This is a genomic window from Asticcacaulis sp. P4_H10, assembly GCF_056400965.1.
Genome location: NZ_JBFUKH010000004.1, coordinates 42,306 through 59,984, shown reverse-complemented (window position 1 = coordinate 59,984; position 17,679 = coordinate 42,306). Strand labels below are relative to the sequence as shown.

The following is a 17,679-nucleotide window of genomic DNA, read 5'->3' as shown; positions in this document are numbered from 1 at the left end:
ATTTCTAGAGCAAAACTGCCCATCATTCGCGTAAGAAATCAGAAAATATGCGATAAAATTCGTCAGATGGAAAAATTCAGAGACAAATTCTGAAAATAAGTTTCAACGGAAATTATATCCAGGAGGCCCGGCCTCCTGCACCTCATAAGTTGTTCTTTGTCTGACCCCTCACCTCTGTTAAGGAGGCCGCCATGAGCGTTACCTTTGCCGATATCCAGGCGGCTGCAAGCCGCATTGATGGCCACGTCGTCCGTACTCCCTGCACCTTCTCGCAGAGGCTTACCGATGCAACGGGCATTGCGCTGTGGCTAAAGGGCGAGAACCAGCAATACACCTCGACCTTCAAGGAACGCGGCGCCCTCAACAAGCTGCTGCAGTTAAGCGACGCCGAACGCGCACGCGGCGTCTATACGGCGTCGGCCGGCAATCACGCCCAAGGCCTGGCCTATCACGCCCGGCGTCTCGGCATCCCCGCCACCATCGTCATGCCCAAGGGCACGCCCTTCGTCAAAATGCAGAAGACGCAAGGCTTTGGTGCACAAGTTGTCATCGAAGGCGAGACCTATGACGAGGCCTCGGCTCACGCCATCGACCTGTGCCAAAAGGCCGGCGGCGTCTACGTTCACGCCTTCGACGACAACGCCGTCCTCACCGGGCAGGGCACCATCGCCATCGAGATGCTGGAACAGGCGCCCGAGCTTGACACCCTGGTCGTACCGATCGGCGGTGGCGGGCTGATCGCCGGCATCGCCCTTGCCGCCAAGACCATCAAGCCGTCGATCCAGATCATCGGCGTCGAAGCCGCCATGTTCCCGTCCTTCCACGCCCGCCGTAATGGCCTTGACCTGCCCACCGGCGGCTCGACCATTGCCGAAGGCATCGCCGTCAAGGGCGTGGGTGACATCCCCTTCGCCATTGCCAATCCTTTGGTCGACGACGTCCTGGTCATCGACGAAGCCGATTTCGAACGCGCCGTCGCCGCCTTCATCAATATCGAAAAGACCGTGACCGAAGGCGCCGGCGCCGCTGGCCTCGCTGCCGTCATGCGCTTCCCAGAACGTTTCCAGGGCCGCAAGGCCGGCCTGATCCTGTGCGGCGGCAATATCGACCTGCGCCTTCTGGCCAGCGTGTTACAACGTGAGTTGGTACGTGAAAAACGGCTTGTCACCTATCGAATCCTGGGCGACGATCGCCCCGGCATGCTGTCGCTGATGGCCGCGGCCATCGCCAGCAAAGGGGGCAATATCGTCGATGTCGCGCACAACCGCCTGGTTCTCGACGTGCCTGCCAAGGGCGCCGAGTTCGATATCATGGTCGAAACCCAAGGCCCCGCCCACGCCTTTGAAATTGCAGAAGCCCTCAGGAGCACAGGTTATGCGATCCGCATGGATTAAAGTATTGAATTTGTCTCTGGCACTCGTCGCGCCCGCGGCAATCGCCCAAACCGCCGAAGAGAACCTGAAGACCGGCCAGGACTTCCTGGCCAAGGTCGAAAAGCAGCCGGGCGTCGTCAAGCTACCGTCGGGCGTCATGTACCGCGTCATCTCGCGCTCCAAGAACCCGGGCGCGCAACCGACCGTCCAGGACGTTGTGACCCTTCATTACGAAGGCAAGCTGATCAACGGCAGCGTCTTCGATTCATCCTACGCCCGCAACGAACCGGCCACCTTCCCGCTCGGCCGTCTGGTTCCCGCGTGGCAGCAGGCGATCCCGCAGATGCATGTCGGCGACGAGATCATCCTCTATACACCGGCGTCTGAAGCCTATGGCGAACGCGACATGAGCCCGGACATCCCGCCCAACTCGACCCTGATCTTCCGCGTCCGTCTCTTCAGCATCGGTCAGCAGTAATATGGCGCGCAAACTCTTCCTCCTCCCCACCGCCGCGATGGCGATGGCGCTTACCGGTTGTGGTGAATCCATGGACAAGATCGAACAGGAAATGGCTGCACGCGAAGCCGCCCAGACCTCCATGGCCGCCGCCAACCTGGTCGAAGGCGAAAAGTTCCTGGCCGATCGCGCCAAGGAACCCGGCATGATCGTCCTGCCGTCGGGCGTGATGTACAAGGTCGTGTCGCGCGCCGCGGCCCCCGGCCCACAACCCCTGGTCAGCGACACGGTCACGATCAATTACGAGGGCAAGCTGCTGAACGGACACGTCTTCGATTCGTCCTATGCCCGCAATCAGCCCGCCGAGTTTCCGCTTGGCCGCCTCGTACCGGCGTGGCAGGAAGTCATCCCATTGCTGAAAGCGGGTGATGAAGTCATGCTCTATACGCCCCCCAGTCAGGCCTATGGCGAAGCCGATATGGGCGAAATTCCGCCTAACAGCACTCTGATCTTCCGTATCCAGCTGCTGGGTGTCAAAGGCAAGTAGTCAGCGTATCCGCACCGGTGTCGCCTTGAACGCCGGTGTCTTGCTGCGTGGATCGACGTGCGTGCCGGTCAGCACATTGGCTTCCGGAAAGTAGGCCAGGACACCACCGCGCGCCACGTCAAAGGCATGCACCTTCACATCTTCCATCACGCCATGATCGGATTCGACGGTCGCCATATCGCCGTCGCTGATCCCGCGCGCCAGCATGTCATCGGCATTCATCATGACGCTCCAGCGGCCGATCTTGCCGCGATAGCTGTCGGTACGCTCATAGATGATGGTGTTGAACTGGCCTTCCGACCGGATCGTGCTGAGCAGCAGTTCAGCCTCTTGGCGCTGCGGCAGCGGCCGGACGACAAAGTGCGCCTTGCCCGACGGCGTATGAAAGTCGGGTGTGTGCAGCAGCCGGCCACGGACATGAAACTCCTGCCGCGCCACATCGATATCGGCCAGATCCTCCATGCCCGGTACGATGCGGGCAATGGCTTCACGAATAGTGCGGTGCTGCTTGAAGGCCTGAAAGTCGATCGGCGTATCGAGCATACGCGTCGCCAGATCGCACAGGATATCGCTTTCCGGCCGCACAGTCCCTAAGCGCCTTATGCCGCCGTCGGACAGGCGGACGAAGTTGAACATCGATTCCTGCGTCGTCGGCTGCCATTCCTCGTCACGCGCTGTCACCGGCAGGATCAGCACTTCGCCGTTACCCAGACCGTTGACATGACCGCGATTGAGCGTGGTGGTCAGGTACAGCTTGAAGCCGATACGCGCAAACGCCTCACCGGCGAAACGGCTGTCGGGACTGGCCTCATAGAGATTGCCGCCCATCAGCATCGCCGCGTCGATATGGCCCTCGTGCGCCGCCTGCATGCACGACATAGTGTCCATGCCGCCGCCCTTCGGAAGCTCGATGTCGAACGCCTCTTCCATGCGTTTCAGGACCTCAGCGGCCAGTACCGGTTTGACGCCGATCGTACCGATGCCCTGAACATTGGAATGGCCGCGCAGAGGCAGCAGCCCCGCCCCCGGCCGGCCGATCTGACCGCGAAGCAGGGCCAGGTTGGCGATATATTCGACATTGTCGCTGCCGTTCAGGTGATGGGTAACGCCCATGCCCCAGGCGATGACAGCCTCCTTGGCCTTGGCGTAGAGTGCCGCCACGCGGACGATATCGGCTTGCGCCAGTCCTGTCCGCGCCTCGATTTCCGACCACGGCGTCGCGGCGATATCATCGCGGAAAGCTTCAAACTCCAGCGTATGGCCGGCGATAAACCCGTCGTCCTGCGCGCCCGCTTCCAGCACAGCTTTCGCCAAACCTTTCAGCAGCGGCAGATCCGAGCCAATGCGCGGTTGCAGGTAATCCGAGGCGATATAGTCGCCACCCTTCAGCATCGACCTTGGGCTTTTCGGAATGGCGAAGCGGACCAGCCCCGGCTCCTTGGCCGGGTTGAGGATGACGACCTCGCCGCCGCGATCGCGCACGCCCTTCAGCTTGTGGATAAAGCGCGGGTGGTTGGACGATGGGTTGGCGCCGACAACCAGCACGAAGTCGCAGCGATCAAGGTCTTCCAGCTCGACCGTCGACGTGCCGGTGCCGATGGTGGTGCCCAACCCTACGCCTGTCGCCTGGTGGCAATAATAGGAGCAGTTGTTGACATTGTTGGTGCCATAGGCCCGCGCCAGCAGTTGCAGCACGAAGCCCGCTTCATTCGATGACCGGCCCGATGAGTAGAAGAAGCTGCGGTCGGGCGATGTCGCCTTGAACCGCGCTGCAGCCAGATCGAGCGCCGCGTTCCAGTCGATGGCTTCGAAGCGGTCGGCACCCTTGGGCTTGTAGATCGGGAAGGCCAGCCGCCCGAGGTGCTCCAGTTCGTGGCCGTCCAATTCCTGAAGGTCAGCCAGTGGATGGGTCAGGACCTCGAGCGGAATGCCCGGCTGGATATCGGTCGATTGCGCCTGGATCGACTTGTTGCACACCGACGGGAAGTCGCCGGACTCGTTGGTCATCCCGCCCTTTTGGCCGCCCATGCCGAGACCGCAGGCCTTGCAGGTATTCTTGGCCGTCAGCGCCTTGGCGGTGTTGTCGAGCCCGATGCGCGTCGCGGTTTGCAGCGCATATAGCACCTTCTTGGCGCCGCCGCCGACCGTGGGTTTATGGGATTGTCCGGGCACGTCACTCGCCTGTTTTCCGATATTAAACGGCGGATAGCGCGCCCGGTCAATGCCGGCTAGCTCAATCCGGCCGTGACGGCTCCGCTGATCACCTTGGCGACAGCCAATTGCGTCGGCGGCGCCGCGTCGTTCGCACAGGCTGCCGCCGCTATACCCGTCTTAGGATTAAACAAGACTTCGCCATACCACACGGTGTTGGAGCCGTTGTGCCACAGCGTGCCGTCGCCCTTGACGATCCAGCCCAGCGCATAATCGCCACCGAACGGCGGCGTGTGCAGTTTCGCCCAGCTATCTGGCTTGAGGAAGCTTTCCGGCTGGTCGCGATGCGCCGCCAGATAGGTCAGCATGTCGCCGACCGACATATGCACGCGTCCCGCGGGCCCCAGCGCTGTCGGATTGTCGTTCAGGGCGCCCGGTCCGACCTTGGCCGGCACACGGCGCTCGCCCTGCACCATATGGCCAAACGGCTGATCGACCTTGCCCATGGTGCCAGGTGCACCGAAGCCGGCACTTTTGAGCCCCAGAGGCCCGAACAGTTCGGCCTTGATCAGCGCCTCCCATGGCTTGCCAGTCACGGCTTCCAGCATGGCGCCGGCGACGATGAAGCCGTTATTGCTGTAGATCATCTGTTCCGCCAATCCGGCGGCCGGCTTCTGGTCAAGCGCCGCCAGCGCATAACGCAGACGCTCGGCACGCGCATCGGGCAGCGCGTCGCGCGTATAGAGCAGCATGGCCGCCATATCGAGATTGGGTTGAAGGCCGGCGCGATGACTCATCAGATGCAGCAGGGTGACTGCCTTATATTCGTCGCGGATCTTGCCTTTAAGACCCAGAACTTCGCCGACCGTGCTGGTCCATTTGATCTTTCCGGCTTCGACCATACGCGCCGCGATGGTCGCCGTCATCGACTTGGTGATCGAGCCCCAGTGCCATTGGTCCCCCACCGTGACCGGGATATTGGCTTCGGCCGACCGGTCGCCATCACACAGAATAATCTGGGTGCCGCCGCGCTTCTCCCAGCCAGCGATCATGCCGGGAGCGCGCACATTGCGGCGGGCGTCGTTGAGAATCGCCTGGGTCAGGGGCTCGGCGGGCGGCGCATCGTCTATCGCCTCGCCGCGCTTCATGGTGATCGGTATGGGGCTGCCTTGCGTGAATACGCCTTCGATTATGTCGCGCCCTTTCAGCTTGCCTTCGAACTTGCCACCGATGGCCTTGAACTCCAGCACGATCGATGTGCCGCTCAGTGCGACCTTGCTGGCTGGAATCTCGGCATTGCCCTGATCGAGACTGATAACCTTCGCTGTGTTGGCATCGCTGACGACCAGGCGCAGGCGCAACGACACCGCCCCGACATTCAGCCGTCCCGACCACGTGCCAATCAAATCCGGCGATGGCGGCTCGGCAGCGCGCACAGATAAGCCCAAGAGGTTGGAGGCCAGGATCAGGCCTCCAGCAGCGGTGCGGCGGGTCATGGTCATTGCAGGTTTCTCCCTCTCGACCAATTAGTAGCCAGAGGCGTGGAAAACTTACAAATGAACTTTACGAAACCTAGGCCTTGACGCGTGCAATCAGGGCAGCCGTTGACGGATCGTGCTCCGCGGGCTCAGCCGCAGCGAAATCCTTAAGAACCGCGCTGGCCAGGGTCTTGCCCAATTCCACGCCCCATTGGTCGAAGCTGTTCAGGCCCATGACGATGCCCTCAGCAAAGGTCTTGTGCTCATAGAGCGCCAGCAAAGCACCAAGCGTTTCCGGTGTCAGTGCATCGAGCAGGACCAGGGTCGAGGGCTTGTTGCCCGGGCAGACCTTCTGCGGTGCGATCTGGGCAGTCTTGGCGTCGTCGAAGCCTAAGGACCGGCACTCGGCTTCCGAGGTTTCAATCGACTTGCCGACCATGAAGGCCTCGCCCTGGGCGATCACGTTCGACAACAGCTTCTTCTGCATGTCGTCGGAGGCTTCGGCGTTCGACTGAACGGCGATGAATTCCAGCGGCACGACGTCTTCGGACTGGTGCAGCATCTGGAAGAAGGCGTGTTGGGCGTTGGTGCCTTCATCGCCGAAGACGACAGGGCTGGTCTTCAGACCCAGCAGGTCGCCGTGCGGCGAGGTGCGCTTGCCGTTCGATTCCATCTCCAGCTGTTGCAGGAAGGCGGCCAGGCGGCGCAGGCGATGGACGTAAGGGATGACGGCGCGGCTGGGGCGGTCGAGGCCGATGCGGTTATAAACTTGCGCGGCCGCCAGCAAGATGGGGGCGTTCTTGTTGAACGGCGCGGTCAGGAAGTGCTGGTCCATCTGGCGGGCACCGACCAGCAGGCGCTCATAGATGTCGTAGCCCAGCGCGATGATGACCGACAGCGACACGGCCGACCACAGCGAATATCGGCCGCCGACCCAGTCCTTGAAGCCAAAGACGCGGTCAGGCGCGATGCCGAAGGCGCCGGTCTTGTCGGGCGCGGCCGAGACGGCGGCCAGGTGCTTTTTCGCGCCCTCTTCGCCGAGCCCCTTGACCAGCCAGTCGCGGGCGGCGAGGAAGTTGGCCAGCGTTTCCTGCGTCGTGAAGGTCTTGGACACAGCGATAACCAGCGTCTCAGCCGGGTCGAGGCCGGCCAAGGCCAAGGCCAGTTCCGAGCCATCGACATTGGCAACAAAGCGGATATCGATCTGCGGGTTCAGCGCCGTCAGGCCCTGGAAAACCAGACGCGGCCCGAGGTCGGAGCCGCCGATGCCGATATGGATGATGGTCTTGAAGGGCTTGCCGGTCGCGCCGGTGATGATGCCCGAACGGATGGCGCCGGCATAGTCGCGCATGGCGTCGCGCGCCGACTTGACGTCGTGAGCGATCTCATCGCCGCGCAGGCGCTTGTTCTCGGCGTCGTTGTCGCGCAGGGCAACGTGCAGCACCGCGCGGTCTTCGGAAACGTTGATCGCCTTGCCGGTCCACATCCGCTCGCGGGCTTCGGTCACGCCCGACTTTTCGAACAGCTCGATCGCGCGGTCAAAGCCGGATTTCGACCAGCTTTGCTTGGAGACGTCGATATAGAGGCCGCAGATGTCGAGGCTCATGCGCGCCAGGCGCTCCGGATCGGTACGGAACTGATCGACGATGCGGGCGTTGTTATCGACAAAGGCCTGGGTTTTGAGGGCGTCGAGGGCAGTGTTGGTCATGCGGACATCCTGAAAATTTTAAGGGGCGCCCGATCACTTAGCCACGACGGGCAATCGTCAAAGGGTTCCATGTCAAAACTTTCGCCAGCCGTAAAGCGCCGATTCGTCGTGACGCCTGAATTTTTTTGCGGTCGCGAAGAATTGGTCCCATGCCGACGAAGGCGTCACGGATGGCACGCCAGACCTGTCCGCCCTTGCCTTTCAGTGTATCCTTGACGGCGCCGACGCATGTGACCACGACGTGAATCGGCAAGGTCAGGAGTAGGAGCGGAAGCGGCATGTTCTTGGCGTAGAGCCAGATGCGGTTGCGATAGCCGTGATAGAGGGCGAAGTCGGAACGCACGCCCGTGGCGGCCGACCCGATATGGCGGATGCGGGCTTCGGGCACCAGGCGGCAGGTGTGGCCCAGCAGGCGCGCGCGGAAACCGAGATCGGCGTCTTCGCAGTAACAGAAGAAGCGCGCATCGAAGCCGCCCAGTTCTCTGTAAAGATCGGCGCGGATGACAAAGGCCGCACCGCACGGTGAAAAGGTTTCGCGGGCTCGCACATTTTCCGGCAGTCGTTGACCAAAACTTGACCGATAGGGGAAACCGAAAAAGGTCAGACTGTCGCCGAGGCCGTCCAGCTTTGAGGCGTTATTGTCCTCGATCTGCAAGGCCGTGAACATGGCTGTTTCGGGATGCGCCGCGATGGCTGTGCGCATGGCATCGAGCCAGTTGGCGTCGGCAAAGGCATCGGGATTGATAAAGCCCATCCACTCGCCGGTTGCCTGAGTTGCGGCGCGGTTATTGCCTTCAGCGAAACCGAGATTGCCGCCGTTATCGATGATTTTTATGGCTGGGTACTTCGCCCGCAGCCCGGCTAGGTCCATGTCGGATGAGCCATTATCGGCCAGGATGATTTCGTCGGCACCCAATGCGGTCGCGGCGTCGAGACAGCGTTCGATATAGGCGCCGCTGTTATAGCTCAGGATGATCAGGCTAAAGGTTGATGTCTGTGTCTCTGACGGCATGCCCCTCACCCTAACCCTCTCCCCGTAAACAGGGAGAGGGGACTTAAAAGCGCACTCGCCCAATCTTTAGCCCCCTCTCCCCTCTTGAGGGGAGAGGGCTGGGGTGAGGGGCTTGTGTCAACGTGCATATTCGCCTTTCCATTCCGCTCGAACGGCTTCATCTGTTTCTTCAAGCAGACGAATAGCTTTCAAGTCGAGAAACCTTTCCTCCCCCAACGCTTGCTTCAACCCCCACACCGCAGCCCCCCGCACCGCAGCACTTTCATCGGCCAAACCCTGCAGTAGTGCCGCCTCAATTTCCGGATCCTGCGAAGTCTTACCGGCATTACCCAGCGCATAATTCACATTGCGCAGAAAGGATTCCCGCCCGATCCGCTTGATCGCCGATTTGCTGAACAGTGCCCGGAATTCCACATCGGTCAGCCGGGTCAACTCGGTCAGCTTCAACCCGGTAAAACCTTCGCGCGCCTGTAATTTCATATCCTGCGCAGCAACAGCAAACTTGTTCCACGGGCAGGCCGCCAGACAGTCATCGCAGCCATAGATCCGATTGCCCATCTGGTGCCGAAACGGCTCAGGCCACGGGCCACGCAGTTCAATCGTCAGGTAGGACAGGCATTTGCGCGCATCCAGCTGGTACGGCCCGACAAAGGCATCGGTCGGACAGGCATTGAGACACGCCGAACACGATCCGCAGTGATCGCGCTCAGGTCCATCGTCGCCCAATACCCTGTCAAACAGAATGACTCCCAGAAAGAACCACGAGCCCAGTTCGCGCGACACCAGGTTGGTATGCTTCCCCTGCCAGCCAAGACCCGTCAGTTGCGCCAGTGGTTTTTCCATCAACGGCGCCGTATCGACAAAGACCTTCAGCTCACAACCCGTCTGCGCCACGATCCAGGTTGCCAGGCTTTTCAGCTTCTTCTTGATCAGTTCGTGATAGTCGTCGCCGCGCGCATAGACGCTGAGATTGGCGGTCTCGGGATGCGCCAGCCCCTCGCGCGGATCGCTATCCGGACCGTAATTATAGGCCAGGACCAAAGCGCCCTTGGCGTCGTCCCACATATTGCGTGGGTGGCGCCTACGCTCATGCGTCTCTTCCATCCACTGCATCTCGCCGTGGAAACCCGCGTCGATAAAGGCAGTCAAGCGGTCGGCCGCGTCCCACACTTCGGGCAAGGCAGCGAAGCGCGCAGCCGAAAAACCAAGCGCCAAGGCCTCCTGACGGATCGCCTCGCCTAAGTCAGTACGGGGTTGAAAAGGCGCGCCCATGGGGCCTAGACCGTGCTGCGTTTTAAAGGAAACGCTGCACGGTCTAGGTTTTTTAGTGGTCGCATGCTTAATACGAAAAACCGGTTTCCACTTTTTCGACGCATGCTCTAAAAATCCAGCTCCCGGTAATGCGCCGACGCCGGCACACCCGGCATCTTGTCGTTCAGCAGCGGCCGGAAGCAGGGCCGCGACTTGATGACCATGTACCACGTCTTGAGCGCCGGGTAACGCGACCAGTTGATCTCATCGAGATAGTCGAGCACGCTCAGCTGACCGGCTGCGGCGAAATCGGCATTGGACAGGGAATGCCCCGCCAACCAGTTGCGTACCTGAAGCAGGCTTTCGAAATAGCGCAGATGGTCCTTCAAGGCTTCGCGGCCGGCGCGCATCGAAGCGATGTCCGGCGCCCCGCGCCCCATCAGCCGCTTCTCCATCTTTTCGTGGAGCAATAGCGCATTGACCTCATAATCGAACTTGCGGTCGAACCAACCGACCAGCCGGCGCGCTTCGGCGCGTTCATTGACATTGGAAGGCCACAGCACCGGCTCCTTGTAGCACTCGTCGAGATGCTCCAGGATGGCGCGGTCTTCGCACACCTTGTGCGTCTGGCCGATCGAGCCGGGCTCAGGCGTTTCCACCAGGATCGGCAGCAGGCCCGATGGGTTCAGGCGCAAGATGTTATCATCCGGCTCCCAGTAGCGGACATTGGTTTCCTCAAATGCCAGCTTCTTTTCGCCGAGCGCCAGACGGACGGCGCGGGAATGGGGATCGAAGGCGAAATGGTAGAGCTGGCGCGAATAGGCGGTCATCCAAGGTCCCTTTGGCGTTATCCCTGCGCCTGTTCCGAAGGCGGACTATCCTGAAACACGCCTGTATGCGGTTCGGCAAGCCCCCTCGGATCAGGATGGATGATTATATCGGCATTCGGGTAGACCTCAATGAGCCTGTTTTCCGCCGCGATGATGATCCTGTGGGCAGCATCCAAGGTCAATAGCGGATCGAGCTCGACGTGCATCTGAATCAGTACGTAAGGCCCGGCCTGGCGCGTGCGCAGGTCGTGGACACCGAGCACCCGCGCATCTTCAAGCGTCAATCTGCGGATCGCCGCAACATCCTTGTCGTCGAGCGCCTTGTCCATAAGGTGTCCTGACGCCTCACGCAGGACGCCAACGGCCCCCCAGACGAACCAGGCCGCCATCAGGACACCGGCGATGGCGTCGAACAGGTGCATTCCCAGGGCCGCCAGGCCGACACCGATAATGGCAACGATATTGGTCGCAAAATCGGTCAGGTAGTGCATGCGGTCGCCGTGTACAGCGACCGAATTTTCTGCGCGGAGAGCCCGGTTCTGAAACCAGACCAGTACAGCCGTCAGGGCTATGGACAGCACAAGTACAGCCAGGGACAGACCCGAGGCGCGCGCCGGATGCGGGTTGGCAAGGTCGCGAAAACATTCCTGCAGGATGATCGCCGCCGACGCAAAGACCAAAGCCGCCTGAAACAGAGCGCTGAAGGCTTCGGCCTTGCCGTGGCCGAACGGATGCTCCTTGTCGGGTGGCGTACGAGCATACCGAACGGCGAACAGGGTGGCCACCGAAGCCAGCAGGTCCAGGGCTGAATCCGTCAGCGAGGCCAGGACTGAAGGCGATCCCGACAGGTAGAGCACGAGTGTCTTGGTAATCGTCAGTATGCTTGCCACGGCCACAGACAGGATCGACGCCAGTAGTACCGGCGAAATCGTGCCCGATTGTGTGCTCCGCGATGCGCTCATGTCCTTGTGTAACATGGCTTTTCTCCATCGCAAACAGGGCCGTTCTGCACCGCAAAATGGCAAGCGTCTTAAACTGTTAATAAAAGGTAAATAGCGCGTGTCAACGCCGGCCAAATCGGCATAGGGTGCAGCGCAGAATCAATCTTGACAATAAACCGCCTCATTCGCGGAGTCTTGTCGTGGTGAACATCGAAGGTGTGCCCATGTCTCGTATCTGGATCAGCCGCACAGAGGCGCTGCAGCGCCTGGAAGTGAAGCCGCAGACGCTCTACGCCTATGTGAGCCGTCAGCGCATCGCGGCCAAAAGTGACCCCAGCCATCCGCGCAAGAGCCTTTATGCGCTGGACGACGTCGAGCGGCTGTCGCGCCGTGCCCCCGGCCGGATGCCGGGCCAGCGCACGGGCCAGCCCATGCTGCCGGCGGTTCCTGCCTTAAGCGGCGGCACCATCACACGCGGCGAAGCGGCCATCGACAGCGAAATCTCGCTGACCCTCAACGGCCGTCACTATTATCGCGGCCGCGACTGCGTGGCCCTGGCCGACAGTGAAAATTTCGAAGCCGTCGCCGCCCTGCTGTGGCAGAGCGCCAGCCAGAACCCGTTTGGGCCGCTGAAGCCGCGCCCGGACGTCAACTTTCCCGGCGGGCCGCGCCTGCGTGTCTTTTCCGTGCTCAGCCGCCGTATTGAAGAGGACGCCCAGCCGGACATCAATCCGGATCGCGACCTGAACCTCGAAGCCGCCAGCCTGATCAATGAAATGGTCGATTCGGTCACCAATGGCGGGCCGCGCCTGTTCTTCCATCAGCGCCTGGCGCGTGCCTGGAAGGTTTATGAGAACCGCGACATCGACCTGCTGCGTCGCGCCCTGGTCCTTTGCGCCGATGTCGGCCTCGACGAGTCGACCCTCGCCGTGCGCAGCGCCGCGGCGTCTATGGGTCCGCTAGCCGTGCCGCTGATGGCCGGGTTTGCCACCGTCATGGGTCCGCGTCTCGGCGCCCGCATTTCACGCGCCGAACTGTACGTCACCCAGGTCCGCCGCTCAGGCAACCCACAGCTTGTCGCCCGCACCCTGCTCAACCAGGGCCTGGAACTGCCGGGCTTTGAAAAAGACCACGCACCGTCGGAATATCTGCGGGCGCGCAACCTGATCAATGCCGCACCGCACATCGGCGAAGACCTGAAGACCATCCTGAAGGTCGGTGAAGACCTGACGGGTCAGCCGGTCGGCATGTCATTGGCCCTGGCCCTGATCGGCCGCCACCTCGATCTACCGCGCGAAGCCCCTGTAACCCTTTATGGCATTGGCCGCAGCGCCGGCTGGCTGGCCCACGCCATCGAGCAGGTCCACACCGGCTCAGCGCCCAAGGCTCGCCTGCGCTATATCGGCGTAGCCCCCGCCCTGGCTGATCCCGAGTTCGACGAAAATATTGCGGTTGCTAATTAACTTGGTCCACGTTTTGCTCTAAGACGGCTTAATCACCTCGAGGGCAAAACATGGACTATTTACTGGCCGTACTGCTGGGCATCATCGAAGGGCTCACAGAATTCCTTCCCGTGTCTTCCACCGCGCACCTGCTGCTGGCGGAAGAGGCGATGAAATTCCAGGACCCGGGCGGCAATTTCACCGTCATGATTCAGCTGGGCGCCATCCTGGCTGTCGTGGTGCTCTACTTCGCCCGCCTATGGAAGGCGGTCATTACCCTGCCAACCTCGGCTGAATCCCGCCAATTCGCCATCAGCGTCCTGGTCGCCTTCTTCCCGGCTGTCATCATCGGCGTCATCATGAAGAAGTCGGGCCTGCTGGCGGGTTTCTTCGATAATATCCCGCTGATCTGCGGCGCCCTGATCGTTGGCGGTGTGGCCTTGTGGGCGGTCGATAAGTACGCGCCCCAGCCTGTGCACGACGATGCCCAGAAGCTAAGCTGGAAGACATCGCTGGCCATCGGCCTGTTTCAGTGCCTGGCCATCATCCCGGGCATGTCGCGGTCGGGATCGACCCTGATTGGCGCCATGGTGTGCAAGGTCGACAAGAAGGCCGGCGCAGAATTCTCCTTCTTCCTGGCCATCCCGACCATGATCGGCGCTTTTGCCGTCGAATTCGCCGACAGCTACAAGCTGATGACGTCTGACCGTTATATCATTGTCGCCATCGGCTTTATCGTTGCCTTTATCTCCGCCCTGCTGGTCATCAAGCCGTTTATCAGCTTCGTGCAGCAACGCGGCTATGGCTTCTTCGCCCTGTGGCGCGTGGTGGTCGGCGTCGGCGGCCTGGTGTGGTGGTTCGGTTTCGCCGGCCACGGCTAAGCTAATGGGACTTGGGGCCTGCGGCCCCATAAGCCTTACTGATACCAAATAAAAAGCCTGGCCTTATAGAGGCCAGGCTTTTTACTTTTAAAGCGTTCTTAGGCCTCAAGCCTACACCAGTCGCTTGCGTATCTGCTGCGACAGAATATCGATCAGCGTCACAGCCACAACGATGATCAGCGCAATGGCCGACACCTGGCTGTAGGCAAAGCCATTCAGGTTATCGAACAGCAACTGACCAATGCCGCCGGCGCCGATAAGGCCCAGCACCGTGGCCGAACGCGCATTCGACTCAAACCGATACAGTGCGAACGAGGTCCACAAAGCCGCCACCTGAGGCACGACACCCCAGATAATTTCATGCAGCTTGGAACCACCCGTTGCCCGAACGCCTTCAACCGGCGCCGTCTCGATATTCTCCACGGCTTCCGAAAACAGCTTGGCGAGAGTCCCTGCATTGCTGATCGTCAAAGCCAGCACGCCGGCCAGTGGATCGGGTCCAACCGCGACGATAAAGGCCGTACCCAGAACGATGTCGGGAAAGGCACGCATCAAGGCTGTCAGACCGCGCATCGGCTGCATAATCCAGCCAGGAACAATGTTGCGCGAACACAAAAAGCTCAAAGGCACCGCCACAAGGATCGATAAACCCGTCGCCCAGATCGCGATCTCGATCGTCTGCCACATCCGGGTGACGTAGAGCTTCCAATCACCAAAGTCCGGACGCAGAAAGTCCTTGAGATAGTTGCCGGTATTGGCTGAGTTGGTCACCAGCTTATGCAGGCCCGGGATACCGGCGCCCTGGAAACTGATGATGAACAACGACCCGACGACCAGCAGAACCAGAAGGTTCGCCAGACGCGTCATCAGCGGCGCTGTCGGCGGCGCAAGAATCCCGCGATCGTCTGAAACCGAAGCCATGATAATCCTTTACTGAGCCGCCGGCGCGTCGGCAGGCGCGGTCGGCGATGCCAGCTTTGCCTGCTGCTTCTCGACCGCTGTGATTTCAGCCTGGGCCGCAGCCGCAGCCTTTTCGTCATTGGCCAGTTGCGCTTCCTGAAGCGCAACACGTGCTTCCATCAGCCGCGCCGGCAGGAGATAGTTGGCGTCGCTGGGGCGCATCGGCCCCCACTGGAAAGCGCGCAGGTTGGCGCGCTGACGGTCCGCTTCGGGGCCCGTGCCCGTGCCATAGGACAGGAAGAAGGAGCGAATCTTTTCCTTGGCGGCCGGATCGAGATCCGAACGATAGACAATCACGCCCTTCGGGATCATCGGCGACTGCCAGATGATCCTGATCTTGGCGAGTTTGGCCTGGCCCTCTGGCGTGTCGCGCAACTCGTTCAGCGCATCGGAATTGGCCGTGGCCGCGTCCAGCACGCCCGCTGCCACGCTTTCGATGTTGACGCCGTGCGAGCCGGACTTAACCGTCTTGAAGCAATTGTTGGTATCGACCTTGGCAGGCAGGAACAGGAAGGCCTTTGGCACGATCGTACCGGAAGCCGACTTGACGTCACCCATGCCGAAATTGAGCTTGTGGTCGCACTTCAGGATATCGGCAACCGTCACCTTCGAATCCTTGGGCACGATAACGACGCTGGTATAGCCGTCGGTCCCATCAGGATTGGTGTTATGCGCGAACACCTCGGCCTGAGCGCGTTTGACAGCCTCAAGGCCCGACGAGCTGGAGAAAAAGCCGGCCTGCACCTGATTAAAGCGCATGGCTTCGATCAGGGCCGTATAGGACGAGGAATAATAGGGCTTTACCTTCAGACCCGTCTGTTTTTCCATGTCAGCCAGGATCGGCTGCCAAAGCTTTTCAAGCTTCTGCGATTTCTCGACAGACAGGATCGAGAAGGTGATGTCGGTGCTCTTGGCGGACGTCGCCTTCTGTTCCTCGCACGAGACCAGCGTCAGGGCGCAGGCGCCGAGCGCCAGGATGGCAGCCGTCTTCACAAACTTAAGCATGCGGTTCTCCCCAATAGGCGTCCTCGATCTCCGCCCCGTAAATATCCCTCAGAATGTCGTCGCTCAGCCCGGCCGCAGGACCGTCATAGACGATCTTGCCGTCCTTGAGTGCCAGGATGCGATTGCAATAGGTCTTGGCGTAGTCGACCTGGTGAAGCGTGACGATGACGCCGACCTTGTCGCGTTCGTTCAGATCGACCAGAAGCTTCATGACCTTGCGCGCCGTCACCGGGTCGAGCGACGCCACCGGCTCATCAGCCAGCACGATTTCAGCGCCCTGGACAATGGCGCGGGCAATGGCGCCGCGCTGCTGCTGGCCGCCCGACAGGGTATTGGCGCGCTGGCCGGCCATGGCGGCGACACCGACATGGTTGAGCGCGCGCATGACCGTCTGCTTCTCCTGGGACGTCCACATCCCAAACAGGCTGCGCATGCCGGAGATCTTGCCGAGGAACCCCAGGGCGACATTGGTAAACAGGGTCAGGCGGCCCACGAGGTTAAACTGCTGGGCGATCATGCCCATGCGCGACCGGGTCGCGCGGACATTGGACGACAGGCGGCCATTGGACTGGACCGTGCTGCCCAGGACAGTCACCACGCCTTCGCCGCGATCGATGGTGTGCAGGCCTGAGATCGATCGCAGCAAGGTCGACTTGCCCGATCCGGACGGCCCGATGAGGGCGATGCGTTCGGCCGTAGCCATGGAAAAGGAAACCCTGTCGAGCGCCTTGTGAGTCGCCGATCCGCCCGCTGCTTTCGCCTTGCGGGTAAAGGTCTTGCTGATCGATCTGACCTCAACGAGCGGTGCCGGCATGCAGGACCTCTGGAACCCTTAAGCAATGTGCGAAACATGTGCAGCGGTTTTTCGCTGAACATTGCGATAAAATAGAAACGCAGAGCGTGACTATCCGTACCGGACGCACAAAAACGTCCGCAAAAGCGGACGGAACTAAAAACAGATAGAGAGACTTATTAGCATTTTCATGACAGTTGCAACCGGATTTGACTCAGGCGGGAGCTTTTGTCTCATGCCGCTGCCAAAAGTCTCTCAGCCTGTCGGGGCGGGAGGCAAGTCCTGACCTATCGCCAGGACCGGGGGCCGTGCGTGGGGTGCCGCAGACCGCGTGTCCGTGCGGCCGGAACCGGCGCGGCAGCATCTTCGGCTACGGGCTCAGCGTGCGGCGTGTCAGAGCGACGGCGCAGGCGCGTCCGTTCCCGGCCCTCGCCCCTGAGCGAACGGCGTGCGGCCTCGAACATCATTGGAACCACGGCCAGAAAGACGCCCATCGCGTCCGCCAGCCAGTCAAGGATGCTGCCGCTGCGGCCGATAAAGGGCTGGATAACTTCAATGACGCCGCCAATCGCCAGGCAGATCAGCACGACGTCCCACTTGCGCATGCGTGGCATGGCCAGAAGGCTCAGCGCGGCCAGTGCGTAGAAGGCCAGGATGTGCGATTCCTTGTCGGTCAGGCCAAGTCTTTCCTCGGCGCCACTGAACGGGCCGAATACAAGGATGGCAACCGTCGCGGTCAGGACCAGCAGGCTGGCGCGGATCAGGAAGGTGATTTTGGCGGCGCGGGACATGTGAACTCCATTTGCCGCGACCCTACTGCGTTCACCCGAATTTACGGTGAAAGGACGTG

The 17,679-nt window shown here is 61.1% G+C and carries 16 protein-coding genes; 5 read left to right on the top strand and 11 right to left on the bottom strand.

Going from position 1 to position 17,679, the window contains the following annotated elements; genetic code table 11:
* Window positions 1-191: 191 nt before the first annotated feature.
* From AC1DON_RS08415 to AC1DON_RS08405, 3 genes are all read left to right on the top strand, one after another.
* Window positions 192-1,394 carry a threonine ammonia-lyase gene (locus tag AC1DON_RS08415; protein WP_476934338.1) on the top strand — a complete coding sequence of 401 codons (1,203 nt, stop codon included), beginning with the start codon at window positions 192-194 and terminating at the stop codon, window positions 1,392-1,394.
* A 4-nt stretch (window positions 1,395-1,398) separates the two neighbouring features.
* On the top strand, window positions 1,399-1,851 hold the full coding sequence (locus AC1DON_RS08410) for an FKBP-type peptidyl-prolyl cis-trans isomerase (protein WP_476934337.1): 453 nt from the start codon (window positions 1,399-1,401) through the stop codon (window positions 1,849-1,851).
* A gap of 70 nt (window positions 1,852-1,921) precedes the next feature.
* On the top strand, window positions 1,922-2,377 hold the full coding sequence (locus AC1DON_RS08405) for an FKBP-type peptidyl-prolyl cis-trans isomerase (protein ID WP_476934336.1): 456 nt from the start codon (window positions 1,922-1,924) through the stop codon (window positions 2,375-2,377).
* Here AC1DON_RS08405 and AC1DON_RS08400 read toward each other — a convergent pair whose 3' ends face one another.
* The 7 genes from AC1DON_RS08400 to AC1DON_RS08370 form a co-directional block, all read right to left on the bottom strand.
* A complete protein-coding gene (locus tag AC1DON_RS08400; RefSeq protein ID WP_476934335.1) occupies window positions 2,378-4,549 on the bottom strand; it encodes an FdhF/YdeP family oxidoreductase in 2,172 nt (723 codons plus the stop codon).
* A gap of 56 nt (window positions 4,550-4,605) precedes the next feature.
* Complete coding sequence (locus AC1DON_RS08395; protein WP_476934334.1) at window positions 4,606-6,030, bottom strand: serine hydrolase domain-containing protein; 1,425 nt, start codon at window positions 6,028-6,030, stop codon at window positions 4,606-4,608.
* A 70-nt stretch (window positions 6,031-6,100) separates the two neighbouring features.
* Window positions 6,101-7,714 (bottom strand): glucose-6-phosphate isomerase, encoded by a 1,614-nt coding sequence (pgi, locus tag AC1DON_RS08390; RefSeq protein ID WP_476934333.1) that lies wholly within the window; start codon window positions 7,712-7,714, stop codon window positions 6,101-6,103.
* A gap of 37 nt (window positions 7,715-7,751) precedes the next feature.
* The gene (locus AC1DON_RS08385; RefSeq protein ID WP_476934332.1) at window positions 7,752-8,726 is read right to left on the bottom strand and encodes a glycosyltransferase family 2 protein; all 975 of its coding nucleotides are present in this window, start codon (window positions 8,724-8,726) and stop codon (window positions 7,752-7,754) included.
* Between the two features lie 117 nt (window positions 8,727-8,843).
* Complete coding sequence (queG, locus tag AC1DON_RS08380) at window positions 8,844-9,998, bottom strand: tRNA epoxyqueuosine(34) reductase QueG (RefSeq protein WP_476934331.1); 1,155 nt, start codon at window positions 9,996-9,998, stop codon at window positions 8,844-8,846.
* 107 nt (window positions 9,999-10,105) lie between these two features.
* Window positions 10,106-10,807, bottom strand: coding sequence for an FtsZ-binding protein FzlA (gene fzlA / locus AC1DON_RS08375; protein ID WP_476934330.1), 702 nt, complete (start codon window positions 10,805-10,807; stop codon window positions 10,106-10,108).
* Between the two features lie 17 nt (window positions 10,808-10,824).
* A complete protein-coding gene (locus tag AC1DON_RS08370) occupies window positions 10,825-11,784 on the bottom strand; it encodes a cation diffusion facilitator family transporter (RefSeq protein WP_476934329.1) in 960 nt (319 codons plus the stop codon).
* 188 nt (window positions 11,785-11,972) lie between these two features.
* On the opposite strand from AC1DON_RS08370, the gene AC1DON_RS08365 reads away from it, so the two are divergent.
* Window positions 11,973-13,211 (top strand): citrate/2-methylcitrate synthase, encoded by a 1,239-nt coding sequence (locus tag AC1DON_RS08365; RefSeq protein ID WP_476934328.1) that lies wholly within the window; start codon window positions 11,973-11,975, stop codon window positions 13,209-13,211.
* A gap of 50 nt (window positions 13,212-13,261) precedes the next feature.
* Complete coding sequence (locus AC1DON_RS08360; protein ID WP_476934327.1) at window positions 13,262-14,071, top strand: undecaprenyl-diphosphate phosphatase; 810 nt, start codon at window positions 13,262-13,264, stop codon at window positions 14,069-14,071.
* A 111-nt stretch (window positions 14,072-14,182) separates the two neighbouring features.
* Here the strand turns inward: AC1DON_RS08360 and phnE are convergent, their stop codons facing one another.
* From phnE to AC1DON_RS08340, 4 genes are all read right to left on the bottom strand, one after another.
* Window positions 14,183-14,992, bottom strand: a complete 810-nt coding sequence (gene phnE / locus AC1DON_RS08355; RefSeq protein WP_476934326.1) for a phosphonate ABC transporter, permease protein PhnE — start codon at window positions 14,990-14,992, stop codon at window positions 14,183-14,185.
* A gap of 9 nt (window positions 14,993-15,001) precedes the next feature.
* On the bottom strand, window positions 15,002-16,036 hold the full coding sequence (gene phnD / locus AC1DON_RS08350; RefSeq protein WP_476934325.1) for a phosphate/phosphite/phosphonate ABC transporter substrate-binding protein: 1,035 nt from the start codon (window positions 16,034-16,036) through the stop codon (window positions 15,002-15,004).
* A complete protein-coding gene (locus AC1DON_RS08345; RefSeq protein ID WP_476934324.1) occupies window positions 16,029-16,850 on the bottom strand; it encodes a phosphonate ABC transporter ATP-binding protein in 822 nt (273 codons plus the stop codon). The genes phnD and AC1DON_RS08345 overlap by 8 nt, the downstream gene beginning before the upstream one ends.
* A gap of 266 nt (window positions 16,851-17,116) precedes the next feature.
* Window positions 17,117-17,620: a VanZ family protein gene (locus AC1DON_RS08340; RefSeq protein WP_476934323.1), complete on the bottom strand. Its 504-nt coding sequence runs from the start codon at window positions 17,618-17,620 to the stop codon at window positions 17,117-17,119.
* Window positions 17,621-17,679: the final 59 nt, after the last annotated feature.

Excerpts from the sequence above, each read along its gene's own strand:
- AC1DON_RS08345 (WP_476934324.1), bottom strand. The coding sequence starts at position 16,850 with ATGCCGGCACCGCTCGTTGAGGTCAGATCGATCAGCAAGACCTTTACC.
- AC1DON_RS08360 (WP_476934327.1), top strand. The coding sequence starts at position 13,262 with ATGGACTATTTACTGGCCGTACTGCTGGGCATCATCGAAGGGCTCACA.
- AC1DON_RS08385 (WP_476934332.1), bottom strand. The coding sequence starts at position 8,726 with ATGCCGTCAGAGACACAGACATCAACCTTTAGCCTGATCATCCTGAGC.
- phnE (WP_476934326.1), bottom strand. The coding sequence starts at position 14,992 with ATGGCTTCGGTTTCAGACGATCGCGGGATTCTTGCGCCGCCGACAGCG.
- pgi (WP_476934333.1), bottom strand. The coding sequence starts at position 7,714 with ATGACCAACACTGCCCTCGACGCCCTCAAAACCCAGGCCTTTGTCGAT.
- AC1DON_RS08340 (WP_476934323.1), bottom strand. The coding sequence starts at position 17,620 with ATGTCCCGCGCCGCCAAAATCACCTTCCTGATCCGCGCCAGCCTGCTG.
- queG (WP_476934331.1), bottom strand. The coding sequence starts at position 9,998 with ATGGGCGCGCCTTTTCAACCCCGTACTGACTTAGGCGAGGCGATCCGT.
- phnD (WP_476934325.1), bottom strand. The coding sequence starts at position 16,036 with ATGCTTAAGTTTGTGAAGACGGCTGCCATCCTGGCGCTCGGCGCCTGC.
- AC1DON_RS08405 (WP_476934336.1), top strand. The coding sequence starts at position 1,922 with ATGGACAAGATCGAACAGGAAATGGCTGCACGCGAAGCCGCCCAGACC.
- fzlA (WP_476934330.1), bottom strand. The coding sequence starts at position 10,807 with ATGACCGCCTATTCGCGCCAGCTCTACCATTTCGCCTTCGATCCCCAT.
- AC1DON_RS08370 (WP_476934329.1), bottom strand. The coding sequence starts at position 11,784 with ATGTTACACAAGGACATGAGCGCATCGCGGAGCACACAATCGGGCACG.
- AC1DON_RS08415 (WP_476934338.1), top strand. The coding sequence starts at position 192 with ATGAGCGTTACCTTTGCCGATATCCAGGCGGCTGCAAGCCGCATTGAT.
- AC1DON_RS08395 (WP_476934334.1), bottom strand. The coding sequence starts at position 6,030 with ATGACCATGACCCGCCGCACCGCTGCTGGAGGCCTGATCCTGGCCTCC.
- AC1DON_RS08365 (WP_476934328.1), top strand. The coding sequence starts at position 11,973 with ATGTCTCGTATCTGGATCAGCCGCACAGAGGCGCTGCAGCGCCTGGAA.